General features: G+C 69.9%; 13 protein-coding genes. 1 reads left to right on the top strand and 12 read right to left on the bottom strand.

The window, feature by feature from the left end:
* Position 1: 1 nt before the first annotated feature.
* The 11 genes from recA to AAFL97_RS18840 form a co-directional block, all read right to left on the bottom strand.
* On the bottom strand, positions 2-1042 hold the full coding sequence (gene recA / locus AAFL97_RS18890) for a recombinase RecA (protein ID WP_341646226.1): 1041 nt from the start codon (positions 1040-1042) through the stop codon (positions 2-4).
* A 135-nt stretch (positions 1043-1177) separates the two neighbouring features.
* A complete protein-coding gene (locus AAFL97_RS18885; RefSeq protein WP_341646225.1) occupies positions 1178-1675 on the bottom strand; it encodes a CinA family protein in 498 nt (165 codons plus the stop codon).
* Between the two features lie 35 nt (positions 1676-1710).
* Entirely contained in the window at positions 1711-2193 is a 483-nt protein-coding gene (locus AAFL97_RS18880) for a phosphatidylglycerophosphatase A family protein (protein WP_341646224.1), read from the bottom strand.
* A 58-nt stretch (positions 2194-2251) separates the two neighbouring features.
* Positions 2252-3268, bottom strand: coding sequence for a thiamine-phosphate kinase (gene thiL / locus AAFL97_RS18875; RefSeq protein ID WP_341646223.1), 1017 nt, complete (start codon positions 3266-3268; stop codon positions 2252-2254).
* Between the two features lie 299 nt (positions 3269-3567).
* A complete protein-coding gene (ubiT, locus tag AAFL97_RS18870; RefSeq protein ID WP_341646222.1) occupies positions 3568-4101 on the bottom strand; it encodes a ubiquinone anaerobic biosynthesis accessory factor UbiT in 534 nt (177 codons plus the stop codon).
* 120 nt (positions 4102-4221) lie between these two features.
* On the bottom strand, positions 4222-5133 hold the full coding sequence (locus AAFL97_RS18865; protein ID WP_341646221.1) for a U32 family peptidase: 912 nt from the start codon (positions 5131-5133) through the stop codon (positions 4222-4224).
* A gap of 14 nt (positions 5134-5147) precedes the next feature.
* On the bottom strand, positions 5148-6164 hold the full coding sequence (gene ubiU / locus AAFL97_RS18860; RefSeq protein ID WP_341647200.1) for a ubiquinone anaerobic biosynthesis protein UbiU: 1017 nt from the start codon (positions 6162-6164) through the stop codon (positions 5148-5150).
* A 127-nt stretch (positions 6165-6291) separates the two neighbouring features.
* The gene (locus tag AAFL97_RS18855) at positions 6292-7719 is read right to left on the bottom strand and encodes a sodium:solute symporter family protein (protein ID WP_341646220.1); all 1428 of its coding nucleotides are present in this window, start codon (positions 7717-7719) and stop codon (positions 6292-6294) included.
* A gap of 249 nt (positions 7720-7968) precedes the next feature.
* On the bottom strand, positions 7969-10077 hold the full coding sequence (gene rocD, locus AAFL97_RS18850) for an ornithine--oxo-acid transaminase (protein WP_341646219.1): 2109 nt from the start codon (positions 10075-10077) through the stop codon (positions 7969-7971).
* Positions 10078-10168: 91 nt separating this feature from the next.
* Complete coding sequence (ubiB, locus tag AAFL97_RS18845; RefSeq protein WP_341646218.1) at positions 10169-11698, bottom strand: ubiquinone biosynthesis regulatory protein kinase UbiB; 1530 nt, start codon at positions 11696-11698, stop codon at positions 10169-10171.
* A gap of 107 nt (positions 11699-11805) precedes the next feature.
* The gene (locus AAFL97_RS18840) at positions 11806-12192 is read right to left on the bottom strand and encodes a hypothetical protein (protein WP_341646217.1); all 387 of its coding nucleotides are present in this window, start codon (positions 12190-12192) and stop codon (positions 11806-11808) included.
* An 84-nt stretch (positions 12193-12276) separates the two neighbouring features.
* On the opposite strand from AAFL97_RS18840, the gene AAFL97_RS18835 reads away from it, so the two are divergent.
* Complete coding sequence (locus AAFL97_RS18835) at positions 12277-12789, top strand: hypothetical protein (protein ID WP_341646216.1); 513 nt, start codon at positions 12277-12279, stop codon at positions 12787-12789.
* A 62-nt stretch (positions 12790-12851) separates the two neighbouring features.
* Here AAFL97_RS18835 and AAFL97_RS18830 read toward each other — a convergent pair whose 3' ends face one another.
* Positions 12852-14957: a TonB-dependent receptor domain-containing protein gene (locus AAFL97_RS18830; RefSeq protein ID WP_341646215.1), complete on the bottom strand. Its 2106-nt coding sequence runs from the start codon at positions 14955-14957 to the stop codon at positions 12852-12854.
* Positions 14958-15071 lie beyond the last annotated feature (114 nt).

The following is a 15071-nucleotide window of genomic DNA, read 5'->3' as shown; positions in this document are numbered from 1 at the left end:
ATCAGGCCTCGTCCGCCGCGACGGCCGGGGCTGCGCCGCCCGACGGCATCTCGGGCAGGCTGACGGCGGCACGGACCTTGTTCTCGATCTCGCGCGCCAGCGCCGGGTTGTTGCGCAGGAACTCGCGCGAGTTGTCCTTGCCCTGGCCGATCTTGTCGCCGTTGTAGGAATACCAGGCGCCGGACTTGTCGACGATCTTGTGCACCACGCCGAGGTCGATGATCTCGCCTTCGCGCGAAATGCCTTCGCCGTACAGGATGTCGAAGTGCGCTTCCTTGAACGGCGGCGAGACCTTGTTCTTGACGACCTTGACGCGGGTCTCGGAGCCGACCACTTCGTCGCCCTTCTTGATCGTGCCGGTGCGGCGGATGTCCATGCGCACCGAGGCGTAGAACTTCAGCGCGTTGCCGCCGGTGGTGGTCTCGGGGCTGCCGAACATGACGCCGATCTTCATGCGGATCTGGTTGATGAAGATCACCAGCGTGTTGGTGCGCTTGATGTTGGCGGTCAGCTTGCGCAGCGCCTGCGACATCAGGCGGGCCTGCAGGCCGGGCAACTGGTCGCCCATCTCGCCCTCGATTTCGGCCTTCGGCGTCAGCGCGGCGACCGAGTCGATGACGACGATGTCGACGCCGCCCGAGCGCACCAGCATGTCGGCGATCTCGAGCGCCTGTTCGCCGGTGTCGGGCTGCGAGATCAGCAGGTCCTCGATGTTGACGCCGAGCTTCTCGGCATAGCCGACGTCGAGCGCGTGCTCGGCGTCGATGAAGGCGGCGGTGCCGCCGAGCTTCTGCATTTCGGCGATGACCTGCAGCGTCAGCGTGGTCTTGCCGGAGGATTCAGGACCGTAGATCTCGACCACGCGGCCGCGCGGCAGGCCGCCGAGGCCGAGCGCGATGTCGAGGCCGAGCGAGCCGGTGGAGACGGTCTGGATGTCGCGCTCGACGTTGCCGTCGCCCATGCGCATGATCGAACCCTTGCCGAACTGCTTTTCGATCTGCGAGAGCGCGGCGGCGAGTGCCTTGGCCTTGTTGTCGTCCATGAAAACTTTTCCTGAGTGATGGGCTGATTATGGCACAGAGCTTGCAGGGATTTTCGGCGGCGAACTGCCGCAGCCGTGAGAACAAGGTCTCTGACAGCGTCAGCTTAGCATCTGTATTTATATACAGCAAATATGTCACGCAATATCCGCGCCAGCCAGTGCGATCAAGCGGCGCAGCGCCTGGATGACGGTCTGGCGCCGCACTGCCTCGCGGTCGCCGGCCAGTTGCAGCGTCTGCACCAGCGTGGCCGCGCCGCGCCGCGCCCAGGCCACGCACACCATGCCGACGGGCTTTGCCGGCGTGCCGCCGCCGGGGCCGGCGACGCCGGACACGGCGATCGCGACGTCTGCCGTGCTGCGGGCCAGCGCGCCTTCCGCCATTTCGGTGACGGTCGCCTCGCTGACGGCGCCGTGCGTTTCGAGCGTCTTGGTGCGGACCCCCAGCATGTCGGTCTTGGCCGCGTTGGAATAGGTGATGAAGCCGCGGTCGAACCAGGCCGAGCTGCCGCTGGTGGCGGTGACGGTCGCCGCGATCCAGCCGCCGGTGCAGGATTCCGCGGTGGCCAGCAGCCAGCCCCGCGCGGCCAGCGCGGCACCGGCCGTGGCCGAGAGTTCGTTCAGTTCGCTATCCATCGTTCGCATGTGTGCTGAAGGGGGGCTGGGGCCGGTCAGCGGCCGAACAGCTGGACCAGGATGGCCAGCACGAGCAGGGTGTAGCCGGCGGCGATGATGTCGTCGAACATCACGCCGAAGCCGCCCTTGAAGCTGCGGTCGGCCCAGCGTACCGGCGGCGGCTTGACGATGTCGAAGAAGCGGAACAGGGCCACCGCGGCTGCCTGCCAGCCCAGCGTCGCCGGCGTGAACGCCAGCACCAGCCAGATCGCCACCATCTCGTCCCAGACGATGCCGCCGTGGTCGGGCACGCCGAGCGCGCGGCCGGTGCGTTCGGCGGCGAGCACGCCGGCGATGAACAGGCTGGCGAGCAGGGCCAGGAAGACGAATTCCGACAGCGGCGCGCTGAGCAGCGGATACAGCGCCCAGCCCAGCAGCGTACCCACCGTGCCCGGCGCCCATGGCGACAGGCCGGAGCCGAAGCCGAGCGAGATGAAGTGGGCGGGGTGGCTCATCATCAGTTTCAGAGTGGGGCGCATCGGCTCGCTCCGGAAGATGGGGTGTGCAGAAGAACGGACGTGACGGCGGCAGCGATGTTCATGCGAAGTGATCGTAGCCGTTCGGGTGCAGGATCTGCTCCTCGCCGTCGGCCGTGCGCAGCAGGCATTCGCCCGCCCGGTCGGTGATCCGGCCGATGCGGTGCAGCGGCAGCGCGAGCCGGCGCGACAGCGCGTCGATGTCGGTGCGCGCGGCGGCCGCTGCGGTGAATAGCAGTTCGTAGTCGTCGCCGCCCGCCAGCAGGCAGGCGCGGGCCTTGTCCGCGGGCGCGCCGGCCGCGAGCAGCGCCGCCAGCGGCAGGGCCGCGCTATCGACGACGGCGCCGGCGCCCGACTGCGCCAGGATGTGGGCCAGGTCGCCGAGCAGGCCGTCGGAGACGTCGAGCATCGCGCCGGCCAGCCCGCGCAGGGCCAGCCCCAGCGCCACGCGCGGCTGCGGGCGCTGCAGCGCGGCGATGCAGCCTGGGCGGTTGGGCTGGTTCAGATCGACTTCGCCGCGCAGCGCAGCGAGGCCGAGCGCAGCCAGGCCGGGCTGGCCCGAAACCCACAAGTCGTCGCCGGCGCGGGCGCCGGCGCGGCCGATCGCTGCGCCCGCCGGCACTTCGCCGATGATCGTGACGGACAGGTTCAGCGGCCCGCGGGTGGTGTCGCCGCCGGCCAGGTCCACGCCGAAAGCGTCGGCGCAGGCGTAAAAGCCGCGCGCGAAGGCGGCGATCCAGTCCTCGTCGGCCGCCGGCAGCGCCAGCGCGAGGAAGGCCCAGCGCGGTTCCGCGCCCATCGCGGCGAGGTCGGACACATTGACCGCCAGCGTCTTCCAGCCGAGGTCCTGCGGGTCGGTGTCGGCGAAGAAGTGCGTGCCGGACACCAGCATGTCGGTCGACACGGCCAGTTGCATGCCCGGCCGTGCGCGCAGCAGCGCCGCATCGTCGCCGCCGGCGAGATCGGTATGCCGCGTGCCGCGGCTGAAATGCCGCCGGATCAGGTCGAACTCGGATGGCGGCGCAGATGCGGGCCGTGAAGAGGTGGCGGGCGGGGTGGATTCGGGCGGGCGGGGCATGGCGCGGGCGCGGCAGCGAAGCGGGGGGCGCAAGCTTAACGCAGATGCTGCCGGCTCGCCTGCCACCCCAATCGCCGCCGCCGTTTGCGAGAGGCCATCATCGATTCGTGGATCACCAGGCATCCTCGCCGACAGCCGAGTTTTCGGCAGGCGCGACTTCAGTCGCGAATGGGTGCGACAGCGCCCTTTCCCAAACGGGGCCGGTCTGCGGCCCGCTTGCGCGGCTCGGCGCCCCCCGCTCGGCGCCCCCGGCTCGGCGCCCCCGGCTGAAGTCGCGGTTATGGATGCTCGTCGGTGCGTCAGCGACCGAGGCCCAGCTTCGCCTTCAGCGCGTCCCAGTCGACCGCATCGAGCGTGTTCTTGACCAGCAGGCCCAGCTCGGTATCGCCTTCCATGCGCAGGCGGCGGCTGAAGAACAGCGTGTCGGGGTCTTCCTCGCGCAGGGCCAGGGCGATGAAGTCGCGCGTGGTGGCGGAGATGACCAGATCGGGCTTGCCGTCGCCGGCAGCCGGCGCGGCGCGTTGGAAGCCTTTGTCGGCCAGCGTGAAATCGAGCCTGAGGCCGGCATCGAGCACACGCATCTGCAGGTGGCGGCCGCTCAGCGGCGCCAGCGTATCGCGCGGCAGGATGCGGTCGAGTGCGAGGTTCAGCGCCAGCGTCAATGCCAGGGTGGGCGGCTGCTGCGGCAGGCGCCCGGCCAGTTTCGCCAGCGGCGCGGGCACGGTGAAATCCGGCACGCGGAAGTGCGCCAGGCGCTCGCCGATGCGGCGGCGCAGGCTGCCGGGCAGCAGCACGGATGGCGGCGGGAAGGGCAGGGAAGGCAGGGCGGGCATGTTCGGACTCCGGATGGGCGAAACGAGAATGGCGTCAGGCGAGCGAGGCGGTTTCCGCTTGCGCGGGAGCCGCGGGCCCGGTGCGGCAATTCCTCGACAGGAGGCTGGCCATCGAGGGGCTCAGGCCGCCACGTACTGCTCGGCGCCGGCGCGGCCGTGCCAGAAGCCGTTGCACGGGGCTTCCACCATCAGTTCGCGGCTGGCGGCGAGCGCGGCGGCCGGTGTCTGTGTGCCGTCGAGGGCGGCGCGGAACAGCTCGACGATGCGGCGGGTGTCCGTGCCTTGCGGGCTGATGCGCAGCACTTCGGCGTTCTGCCGTACCGCCGGCAGGTCGCCGAGCAGGTTGTGCACGCGGGCGGACTGGGTCTGCACGCCGTTCAGGGTCAGGAAGGGCTCGCCCTCGCGAGTGCGCAGCGTGATGCCGTCCATGATGGCCAGGCAGCGAAATTCGCAGGTGTCCTTCTGCAGGTTGAAGTGGCGCGCGGTGAAGCAGCGTGCCGAATGCGCCAGCGGCAGGCGGCCGTAGGCGAAGACTTCGGTCTCGATCGCTGCGGCGAGCGCGGCGCGCACGGCGGCGAGCGCAGCCCCCGACATCTCGGGCGCGACCGCCCAGCGCGTGGCGCCGGCGTCGATCATCAACTGCAGCGTCGCCGGGTTGAAGATGTTCAGCGTCGGGCCGGCGACCCAATCAGTGGCGCCGGCTTCGCCGAGCAGTCGTACCGCGCCGATGTCGTTGGCTTCGACGCGGAAGCCGGGCCGGTCTTCGGCGCTTTGGCGGACGATGCGGCGCAGCACCTTGAGGTCGGATTCGGATTCGATCAGGCCCTGGGTGCTGATGACCACCTCCTTGCCGGCGGTGGCCAGCATGTCGCCGACTTCGAGCCAGTCGTCGAGGCGCAGTTCGTGGCGGCGCGAGCAGACGGTTTCGCCGAGATAGACGCTGTCGACCGGACTGTCGGCGATGTCGGCGTAGAAGTCGAGCACGCTCTGGCGCGGCCAGTAGTAGAGCAGGGGGCCGAGGGCGAGTTTCATCGGGCGGGTTTCCATCATTTCCACGGACGGTAGTAGGCGCCGAGCGTGTGGCTCTGGCCTTCGGATACCTTGTTGAGTTCGGCCATCCAGCCCGGCAGCACGCTGAAGGCGTCGGCGCCGCCGGCGGCGAGTCTGTCGAGCGCGGCGCGCCACACCTGGGTGACCTGGGCGACGTAGGCCGGGCTGCGCTGGCGGCCTTCGATCTTGATCGCGCGGATGCCGATGCGCGCCAGCTCGGGCAGCAGTTCCAGCGTGTTGAGGCTGGTCGGCTCCTCGAGCGCGTAGTAGGTCTCGTCGTTGACCTCGAAGCGGCCCTTGCACAGCGTCGGGTAGCCGGCGCGCTCGCCGTCGGCGAAGCGGTCGATCAGGATGCCGTTGAGGCGGGTTTCCATGCCTTTCGGGGTCTCTTCCCAGCGCACGTGCTTGCCGGGCGAGCAGGCGCCGTTGCAGTTGGGCGATTCGCCGGTGGCGTAGGCCGACAGCGCGCAGCGGCCTTCGACCATCACGCACAGGCCGCCGAAGCCGAAGACTTCGATCTCTACCGGCGTGTTGGCGACGACGTGGGCGACCTGGGCCAGCGACAGCACCCGCGGCAGCACCGCGCGGCGGATGCCGAAGCGCTCGTGATACCAGTTGACCGCCTCGTAGCTGGTGGCCGAGCCCTGCACCGACAGGTGCAGGCGTAGTTGCGGATGGGTGCGGGTGGCGTAGTCCATCAGCCCGGGATCGGCCAGGATCAGCGCGTCGACGCCGAACTCGGCGGCGCGGTCGATGGCCAGGGTCCAGCTCGGCCAGTTGTCCGCCTGCGGGTAGGTATTGAGCGCCAGCAACACCTTGCGGCCGCGGGCGTGGGCATAGGCGACGCCTTCGCGCATCTGCGGCGGGTCGAAGTTCAGGCCGGTGAAGTTGCGCGCGTTGGTCGCATCCTTGAAGCCGAGATAGACGCAGTCGGCACCGTGGTCGACGGCGGTCTTGAGGGCCGGCAGGCTGCCGGCGGGGCAGACGAGCTCGATCGGGGCAGGCACGATGATGGTGTCCGGAACGGGAAAAACTCCGCCACCTTAGACGAGGGGGCGGGCCGTTCGTTGATCACCATCAAAGCCGGGCGCCGGCAGCGCCGGCGAGGGGGCGCCGTTCCCGCGCTGCCCGCGGTTTCGCTCAGTGCGTGGCGCGATGCACGCCGGGCGCCGGGCGCGGGCCGACATGGCCGCCGATCAGCATGCCGAGGGCGCTGGCGAACAGGCCGTAGAGCTGCGGTTCGATGTCGCCTTCGGCGACGAAGATCTCGCACAGGATCCAGGTGCCCAGGCCGAAGCCGATCGCCAGCGCCGCGCCGAGGTTGTTGGCCCGCTTCCAGAACAGGCCGGCGGCCAGCGGCACGAAGGCGCCGGCCAGCGTCACGCGATAGGCGTTCTCGACCATGTGATGGATCGATGCGTCGGTGCTGGTCGCGTACCAGGTCACCAGCGCGGCGAATACGGTGATGGTGATGCGGGTGCTCCACAGGAACTGGTGGTCCTTCATGCCCGGGATGAAGCCGCGCAGCACGTTCTCGGTGAAGGTCACCGACGGCGCCAGCAGCGTGCCGGAAGCCGTGCTCATGATCACCGACAGCAGCGCGCCGAAGAAGATCACCTGGGCGTAGAAGGGCATGTACTGCAGCACCAGGGTCGGCAAAATGAGCTGGGAATCCTGCTCCATCAGGCGTTCGACCATCGCCGGGTCGATGATGTTGGCGGTGTAGGCCAGGAACAGCGGCACCGCGGCGAAGAAGAAATAGCCGGCACCGCCTAGCGTGGTGGCCCAGACCGCGACGAACTCGTTCTTCGACGAGTTCACGCGCTGGAACACGTCCTGCTGCGGGATCGAGCCCAGCGCCATGGTGACGAAGGCGGCGATCCAGCCGATGATGTCGAGCATGTCCAGCGTCGGCAGGAAGTCGAGCTTGCCTTCGGCGGCTGCCTGCGACACCACGACCTCGAAGCCGCCCGCCATGTCGCCGGCGAGCCAGGTGACGTAGAGCAGGCCGAGGACGATGACGATCATCTGCACGAAAGTGGTCACCGCCACCGACCACATGCCGCCGAACAAGGTGTAGAGCAGCACCACCGAGGCGCCGATCAGCATGCCCTGGTTCATCGATACGGCGTCCGCCGACAGCACGTTGAACACCAGCCCCAGCGCGGTGATCTGCGCCGCGACCCAGCCCAGGTAGGACAGCACGATGCAGATCGACAGCACCAACTCGGTCGTGCGGTTGTAGCGCATGCGGAAGAAGTCGCCCAGCGTCAGCAGGTTCAGCCGGTACAGCGGGCGGGCGAAGACGAGGCCGAACAGCATCAGGCACACCGAGGCGCCGAGCGGGTCGGAGATCAGGCCGCGAAAGCCTTCCTCGAGAAAGGTGGCCGAGATGCCGAGCACCGTTTCGGCGCCGAACCAGGTCGCGAACACCATCGCCAGCACCACCACCATCGGCAGGTTGCGGCCGGCGGTGACGTAGTCCCGGGTGTTGTGTACCCGGGTGGCGGCGACGAGCCCGATCGCGATGGACACGACCAGGTAGGCGACAACGAGCCAGAGCATCATGTTGGGCGTCTCCAGGCGGCGGGTAGAGGGGCCAGGGGCAAGGGGGCGACGACGGCGAAGCCGGCGGATTCTAGCAACGAATCGGGCGCATGTTGCAGTGCAATTTTGCACTGTTCCGGTTGTCGTGCAGCAGCGCCCCGCAAGGGGCGGGACGGGATGCGCCGAAGGTGGCGCGGAGACGCTCCCGGAACGGCCTCGCAACGGGGGCCGGCACTGCTGTGCCGGACCCGCATGGCCGCGCCGGCCTCGTCAACCCGGCAGGCCGGCCAGCGTGTCGATGACGACGTTCGCGCCTTCGCGCAGCACCGCTTCGTCGATGACCAGCGGCGGCGCCAGCCGCAGCACGTTGCGGTTGGTGTCGCGGGTGGCGATGCCGCGTGCCAGCAGGCATTCGGCCGCATGGGCGGCGCTGAACCCGGGGTCGAGCTCGATGCCGACCAGCAGGCCGCGGCCGCGCACTTCATGCACGCAGGGCAGGGCGGCGGCACGCAGTTGCGTGCGCAGTGCCTCGCCCAGCCGTTCGGCCGCCTCCCAGGGGCGGGTTTCGGCCAGCAGCGCGAGTACCTCGGTGCCGACTGCCGCCGCCAGCGGGTTGCCGCCGAAAGTCGAGCCGTGGTCGCCGGGGCGGAACACGTCCATCACCGCGTTATCGGCGAGGAAGGCCGAGACCGGCAGCAGGCCGCCGCCGAGCGCCTTGCCCAGGATCAGGCCGTCGGGCCGCAGGCCTTCGTGTTCGCAGGCCAGCAAGCGGCCGCTGCGGCCGAGTCCGGTCTGGACTTCGTCGGCGATCAGCAGCACGCCGTGGCGGCGGCAGATCTCGGCGCAGCGCGCCAGGTAACCGGCCGGCGGCACGACGATGCCGCCTTCGCCCTGGATCGGCTCGACCAGGAAAGCCGCGGTGCGCGGCGTGATCGCCGCTTCCAGCGCATCCGCGTCGCCGTAGGGGATGCGGCGCAGGCCGGGCGGGAAGGGGCCGAAGCCGTCGCGGTACTGGTGATGAGAGGAAAAGCCGACGATGGTGATCGAACGGCCGTGGAAATTGCCGTCGCAGGCGATGATCTCGGCTTCGTCCTCGGCGATGCCCTTGACCTTGTAGCCCCATTTGCGCGCCGCCTTCAGCGCCGTCTCGACGGCTTCCAGGCCGGTATTGACCGGCAGCGCACGCTCGTAGCCGAAGGTGGCGCACAGGCGTTCGAGGAAGACCGGCAGGCGGTCGCTGGAAAAGGCGCGCGAAGTCAGCGCCAGGCGCTGCGCCTGCTCGGTCAGCGCGCGCAGCAGGCGCGGCTGGCCGTGGCCGAAGCTGACCGCCGAATAGGCGCTCATCATGTCGAGGTAGCGCCGTCCTTCCACGTCCCACAGCCACACGCCCTCGCCGCGCTGGAACACCACCGGCAGCGGCGCATAGTTGGCGGCGCCATGACGCCGTTCGCGCTCGCGCAGATCGCTGCCGTCCGGGCCCAGCGCCGCCGCGGCGAATTCGAGCGCCCAGCGCGCGCTGCGGCCGTCGGCATCGAGATCGGGGCGGTATTCGACGATCTCGAGGGCGAGGAAGTCGTCGCAGCCGCGCAGCGCCAGCAGGGCGTCGGCAAGTTCGCGGGGGTCGAGGCCGCCGGCTTCCGGGCAGGTCACGGCGGGCACGGCCCGCGGCTCGAGGGCGTCGAGGTCGAGGCTGAGGCCGAAACCTCCGCCGCCCGCGCGCGCGATCGTCAGTGCGTCGCGGAACACCGCCGCCAGGCCGCGCCGCCGGATCTCGGCGATGTCGAAGATGCGCACGCCGAGCCGCTGCAGCAACTGCAGTTCCTCCACCTCCCAGGCCCGCGCGCCGACGATGCAGACCCGTGCCGGCTCGAGCCGCGGGCCGGGGATGCCGGCCAGGGCCGGATCGCCTTCGCCCAGCAGCGCCGCCAGCGGCATGCCGTGGATGTTGCCGGAATGGGTGGTGGCGGCGGTATGGCTGTCGAGATGGGCATCGACCCAGATCAGGCCGGGCGCATGCCCGGCGCGCCGGGCGATGCCGCGCCAGGTGCCGGTGGCGACGGCGTGGTCGCCGCCGACCACCAGCGCGGTGGCATCGGCCGGCAGCGCCGCGACCTGGTCGGCGAGGCGGCGGGCGAAGTCGCCGTTGGCCTGCAGGCGCGCCGCCATGCCGGCAGCGGCCGACGCGGAGGCGGGCGCTTCGAGCGTCGTGTTCCATTCGACGCTGAGCCCGATCGAGGCCAGGCGTTCGGCCAGCCCGCCCTGGCGCAATGCTTCGGGCGCGGCGGCGCTGCCGGGGTGGGGGGCGCCGAGCGCAGAGCCGGCGCCGATGATCTTCAGTGGGGAACGCGGCGCGGACGGCCGCAGCGCTGTCTTCTCCATTGCACACCTCCCGTCCCGCTTTGGCGCGGGCGCCGCTGGATTGTTCTGGCAGGCCGCTTTGCGAAATTGGACGGGGGCGAGGGGGATTCGTTCAGCCGAACAGGCGGTACAGCTCCAGGCCGAGCAGAGCCGCGGCCAGTGCGCCGATCACGGCCAGCATGCGGCCCTGCAGGCGCTGGCCGGCGGCGAGCTGGTCGAGGCGCTGCTGCTGGGCGGCCTGCTGCCTGCCGGCTTCGCTCAGGTTCTGGTGGATCAGGCGCGGCAGCTGCGGCAGCGCGCCGGCCCAGGCGGGCGCTTCTTCCTTGACGCCGTGCACCAGGGCGCGCCAGCCCATGCGCTCGTCCATCCAGCGTTCGAGGAAGGGCTTGGCGGTCTTCCACAGGTCCAGCTCCGGGTCGAGCTGGCGGCCCAGGCCTTCGATGTTGAGCAGGGTCTTCTGCAGCAGCACCAGTTGCGGCTGCACTTCCATCTCGAAGCGGCGCGCGGTCTGGAACAGGCGCAGCAGGGTCTTGCCGAAGGAGATGTCCTTCAGCGGCTTGTCGAAGATCGGTTCGCAGACGGTGCGGATCGCCGCCTCGAACTCATCCACCCGGGTTTTCGCCGGCACCCAGCCGGCTTCGATGTGGGCCAGCGCCACGCGCCGGTAGTCGCGCTTGAAGAAGGCCAGGAAGTTCTGCGCGAGGTAGTTCTTGTCCACCTCGTTGAGCGTGCCCATGATGCCGAAGTCGAGCGCGATGTAGCGGCCGTCCCGGTGCACGAAGATGTTGCCCGGGTGCATGTCGGCATGGAAGAAGCCGTCGCGGAACACCTGGGTGAAGAAGATCTCGACGCCGGCGCGCGACAGCGCCTTCAGGTCGTTGCCCTGGGCGATCAGCGCCGGCGTCTGCGAGATCGGCACGCCGTGCATCCGCTCCATCACCATGACCCGACTGCCGCACCAGTCCCAGTGCACTTCCGGCACCAGCAGCAGCGAGGAGTCCTTGAAGTTGCGCCGCAGCTGCGAGCAGTTGGCCGCTTCGCGCATCAGGTCGAGCTCGTCGTGCAGGTGCTTGTCGAACTCGGCCACGACTTCGCGCGGCTTCAGCCGCCGGCCTTCCGGCCAGATCTTTTCCAGCAGCATCGCCGCCGCTTCGAGCAGGGCGAGGTCGTGGGCGATGACGCGGTCGATGCCCGGCCGCAGCACCTTGACCGCCACTTCGGTGCCGTCCGGCAGGCAGGCGAAATGCACCTGCGCCACCGAGGCCGACGCCACCGGCGTGCGCTCGAAGTTGCGGAACACCTCGTCGATCGGCCGGCCGTAGAAGCCTTCCAGCACGCCGAGCGCCTGCTCGATCGGGATCGGCGGCACGCGGTCCTGCAGCAGCGCCAGTTCGTCGGCGAGGTCGGGCGGCAGCAGGTCGCGGCGGGTGGACAGCATCTGGCCGAACTTGACGAAGATCGGCCCGAGCGACTCCAGCGCCTGGCGCAGCCGCACGCCGCGCGGTTCGGCAAAGCTGCGCCAGAAGAACACGGCCTGCCAGACGCGAGCCAGCCGGCCGCTGCTGTCGGCGTCGAGGATCAGGCGGTCGAGGCCGAAGCGCAGGCTGACGGAAACGATCTTGATGAGGCGGAAGAGGCGCACGGCGGGAGGGGAAACGGCGGCAAAGGCCGGACTTTAGCCGGAAAGCGCCGGGCGGGGAACGGGTGGGGATGGGCGCGGGTGCAGCGCAGGCGCGCGACGGCCGTGTTCTAGCGGGTTTCCGCCAGGTGCAGCGACTTGACCAGATCCCTGACGACCTGCTGATGGGCGTCGCTGAGCGCGGCGATGTCGCGCATCAACTGGTAGTCGAACACGGCTTCCGCTTCCCTGGCGGCGAAAGCCGCGTTTCCCGCGCCGAAGCGCAGCCATTCGGCGCTGACGCCGAGCCAGTCGGCCAGTACGCGCAGCTTGTCCTGGGCCGGGATGGCATCGCCGCTCAACCACTTGCGGGTGGCATGCAGCGTCACCGGCTCTCCGGCGTAGCGGCGGTTGAATTCCCGGGCCAATGCCGTCGGCCGTGCGGCATCGGGCGCGACGCGCGCGAGGGCTTCCCGCAGGCGGGTGCTGAAGGCATCGCGTTCGAGGTAGGGTTGCATGAACGCAACGCTAGCAATCACGGTGCCGTCTGAAGGTATATGTTTTTCCGTCGACCGGAAGTATAGTTCGGCCGCATATGCATAATGCGTGATCACGGCAGCGCCGCGACGGGCGCGGATGTCAAGGAAGCGGCGACGATGGCAGGCAAGCAGCGGCCCCCCTATTTCAGGGTGGTTTTCCGGGGGGCGGTGAGGACCGTCACGGAGGAGATGGCATGGGAAGGGCGCTGGCGCCGCCGGACCTATCTCGATTTCGGGCGGTACCGCCTGAAGGACGTCGTGACTTGCTCGCGGATGGATCGTGCGCTCGACGAGTGCGGCGGCGACCCCGACGCGGTCGTCAGGCTCGGGCACTTCCTGCTCTGGCGCTGGGTGTTGTCGGTGAGCAGCGGCGGACGGGTCGAGCGCCAGGCGTTCCCGCTCTTCGCCCTCGGCCTGCTGGCCATCTCTGCCGCGTTCGCGGGCGGCGGCTTCGTGTGCCTGCTCATCAGCATCGGTGTGCTGGAGACGGTCGATGGCACCTTGCCGGGCCTGGCGCTCGCCGTGCTGTGGGCGATGCACATGGCGATGAATCTCAGGGCCTGGCTGGGCACCTGAGCGGCGCGGGCGGCGGAGGAAGACGGTCACCCGCCGCCCGTGAGCGGCGGGCCGTGCGGCGGTCAGAAGTCCAGCTTGACGCCGACCGTGACGTTGCGCCCCATCAGCGGCGCGACGTGCTTGATGAAGGAGCTGTGGTTGTAGGCGAGCTTGTCGGTCAGGTTGTTGGCCTTGACGTAGAGCAGCCAGGGCATGCCTTCGTATTTGCCGCGGTAGCTGGCGCCGAGGTTCAGCATCGTGTAGCCGGCGGTTTCGCTCTCGAACTCGGCGACCTTGTTCTGGCGGCCGACGCGGTAGATCTCGGCTTCGCCGCTCCAGGCGTTCCAGTCGGCGTCCAGCCGCAGGCCGATGCGGTGGGCGGGAATGCGCGGCAGGTCGCGGTTGCCGCCGCTGTCGAGGCGGGCGCGGACATGGTCGCCGAACACGGTGGCGCCGAAGATCGGGTTCAACTGCTGGCGAAGCTGGCCTTCGATGCCGGTGAAGCGGGCGTCGCGCTGGGCGTACTCGATCAACTGGAAGCCTTCGTGCACGTCCAGGGTGTTGGCGTAGATGTAGTCCTTGACCCGGTTGTGGAAGATACCGACCGAGAAGGTGGTGGCGCCTTCGGTCTTGCGCAGCGACAGGTCGATGTTGCGCGACGTCTCCGCCTTCAGGTCGGGGTTGCCCACTTCCCAGGTATTGGTCGCCAGGTGGATGCCGTTGGCGTAGAGCTCCTCGGCGCTCGGCAGCCGCTGGGTGCGCGACAGCGACAGGCCCAGCGCGTACTGCGGGGCGAAGTTCCACACTGCGCCGAGCGACAGCGAATTGCCGCGGTGGCTGCGGTCGCGCTGGGCCGAGTCGACGTCGATGTCCTGCCATTCGTGGCGCAGGCCGGCTTCGAAGCGCCAGTCGCCGAGTGCGTATTCCTCGACCAGGAAGACGGCGTGCTTCTTCGTCAGCGTCGGCGGGACATAGGCTTCTTCGCCATTGGCGCTGAAGTCGCGGCGCGAGGTCTGCAGGCCGACGACGCCGCGCCAGCCGGCGAGCGGCGCGTGTTCGAGCTCGAGGCGGCCGTCGTGCGCCTTGCTGCGGAAGCGGGTCGAGACGTGGCGCTCGCCGTCTTCCTTCTCGATCTCGTCATGCACGTAGTCGGTGTGCGCGGCGCGCAGCCGCAGCCGCGTGAAGCCGGGCAGCGGGTCGAACAGCTCGCCGCGCAGGTCCCAGCGCTTGCTGTCGAGCTCGACGTAGGGAATGCCGTGCGCGTGCTCATGGTCGTGGTCATGTCCATGGTCATCGTCGTCGTGGCCGTGCCCGTGTCCGCCGCAATGCAGGTGGTCGCCGTGCGGGTGGCAGTCCTCGTATTCGTGGCTGTGGCCGGGCAGGCCGTATTCGTTGCGCTGGCGGCTCCAGGCGACGCCGAGGTAGCCGCGCTCGCCGACCCAGGACAGGCCCAGGCTGCCGCTGTCGGTGGTGTTGTAGCTGCCGTCGACGCGGCGGCCGTCGTGCCAGCCGTCGCCAACGCGGTATTCGTTGGCGTTGCGCTTCAGGCCCTCGGCGTGGACGGCGATGTTGCCCGATCCGGCGGTGATCGCGAAGGCGCCGGCGCCCTCGCGGGCAGCGCTGCCGGCGCGCAGCTCGATGCTGCCTTCGACGCCTTTTTCCGGCACCGCGGTCGGCACCCGGTCGTCGAGCACATTGACCACGCCGCCGATGGCGCCACCGCCGTAGGCGAGCGCCGACGGGCCGCGCAACACCTCGATCTGGCGGCTCAGCATCGGCTCCAGCGCGACGGCATGGTCGGGGCTGATGCTGGAGGCATCCATGATCTCGGCGCCGTCGGACAGCACCTTGACGCGCGGGCCGTCCATGCCGCGGATGATCGGCCGGCTGGCGCCGGCGCCGAAGTGGCTGGCGGCGATGCCGGGTTCGCCGGCGAGGGTGTCGCCCAGCGTGGCGCCGCGGCGCAGCACGAGGGCGTCGCCTGCGAGCACGCTGGCCGGCGTGCTCATGGCGTCGGTGCCGAGCGCGAGCGCGCTGGCGGAGACGGTGACCGGTGCGAGCGTGGTGCTGCCGTCGCGCGCCTCGTCGGCGAAGACCGGCGCCTGGGCGAAGGCGAGCAGCAGGCCGGCGGCGAGGGGGCGGCGGGCGGGGAAAGCGGAGCGGGGCTTGGGATGAAGCGTGGTGGACATCGGAGTTCCCTTGTGGTCCGGGCGGGGCGTGCGCCGGCGCCGGAGGGGGCCGGCGGGCGGCAGCGAACCCCACCGGCCGGCGGTGCCGGCAGTGGAAATGCCGCGGCCCGGCGG

Source organism: Thauera sp. SDU_THAU2 (assembly GCF_038260575.1).
In the GTDB taxonomy this organism is placed as follows: Bacteria; Pseudomonadota; Gammaproteobacteria; order Burkholderiales; family Rhodocyclaceae; genus Thauera.
Note: the sequence above shows the minus strand (reverse complement) of the source record. Positions and strands in the feature narration are given on the sequence as shown.

Bases quoted from the DNA above. Each gene is read 5' to 3' on its own strand.
- recA (WP_341646226.1), bottom strand. From the start codon at position 1,042: ATGGACGACAACAAGGCCAAGGCACTCGCCGCCGCGCTCTCGCAGATC.
- AAFL97_RS18885 (WP_341646225.1), bottom strand. From the start codon at position 1,675: ATGGATAGCGAACTGAACGAACTCTCGGCCACGGCCGGTGCCGCGCTG.
- AAFL97_RS18880 (WP_341646224.1), bottom strand. From the start codon at position 2,193: ATGCGCCCCACTCTGAAACTGATGATGAGCCACCCCGCCCACTTCATC.
- thiL (WP_341646223.1), bottom strand. From the start codon at position 3,268: ATGCCCCGCCCGCCCGAATCCACCCCGCCCGCCACCTCTTCACGGCCC.
- ubiT (WP_341646222.1), bottom strand. From the start codon at position 4,101: ATGCCCGCCCTGCCTTCCCTGCCCTTCCCGCCGCCATCCGTGCTGCTG.
- AAFL97_RS18865 (WP_341646221.1), bottom strand. From the start codon at position 5,133: ATGAAACTCGCCCTCGGCCCCCTGCTCTACTACTGGCCGCGCCAGAGC.
- AAFL97_RS18855 (WP_341646220.1), bottom strand. From the start codon at position 7,719: ATGATGCTCTGGCTCGTTGTCGCCTACCTGGTCGTGTCCATCGCGATC.
- rocD (WP_341646219.1), bottom strand. From the start codon at position 10,077: ATGGAGAAGACAGCGCTGCGGCCGTCCGCGCCGCGTTCCCCACTGAAG.
- AAFL97_RS18840 (WP_341646217.1), bottom strand. From the start codon at position 12,192: ATGCAACCCTACCTCGAACGCGATGCCTTCAGCACCCGCCTGCGGGAA.
- AAFL97_RS18835 (WP_341646216.1), top strand. From the start codon at position 12,277: ATGCGTGATCACGGCAGCGCCGCGACGGGCGCGGATGTCAAGGAAGCG.
- AAFL97_RS18830 (WP_341646215.1), bottom strand. From the start codon at position 14,957: ATGTCCACCACGCTTCATCCCAAGCCCCGCTCCGCTTTCCCCGCCCGC.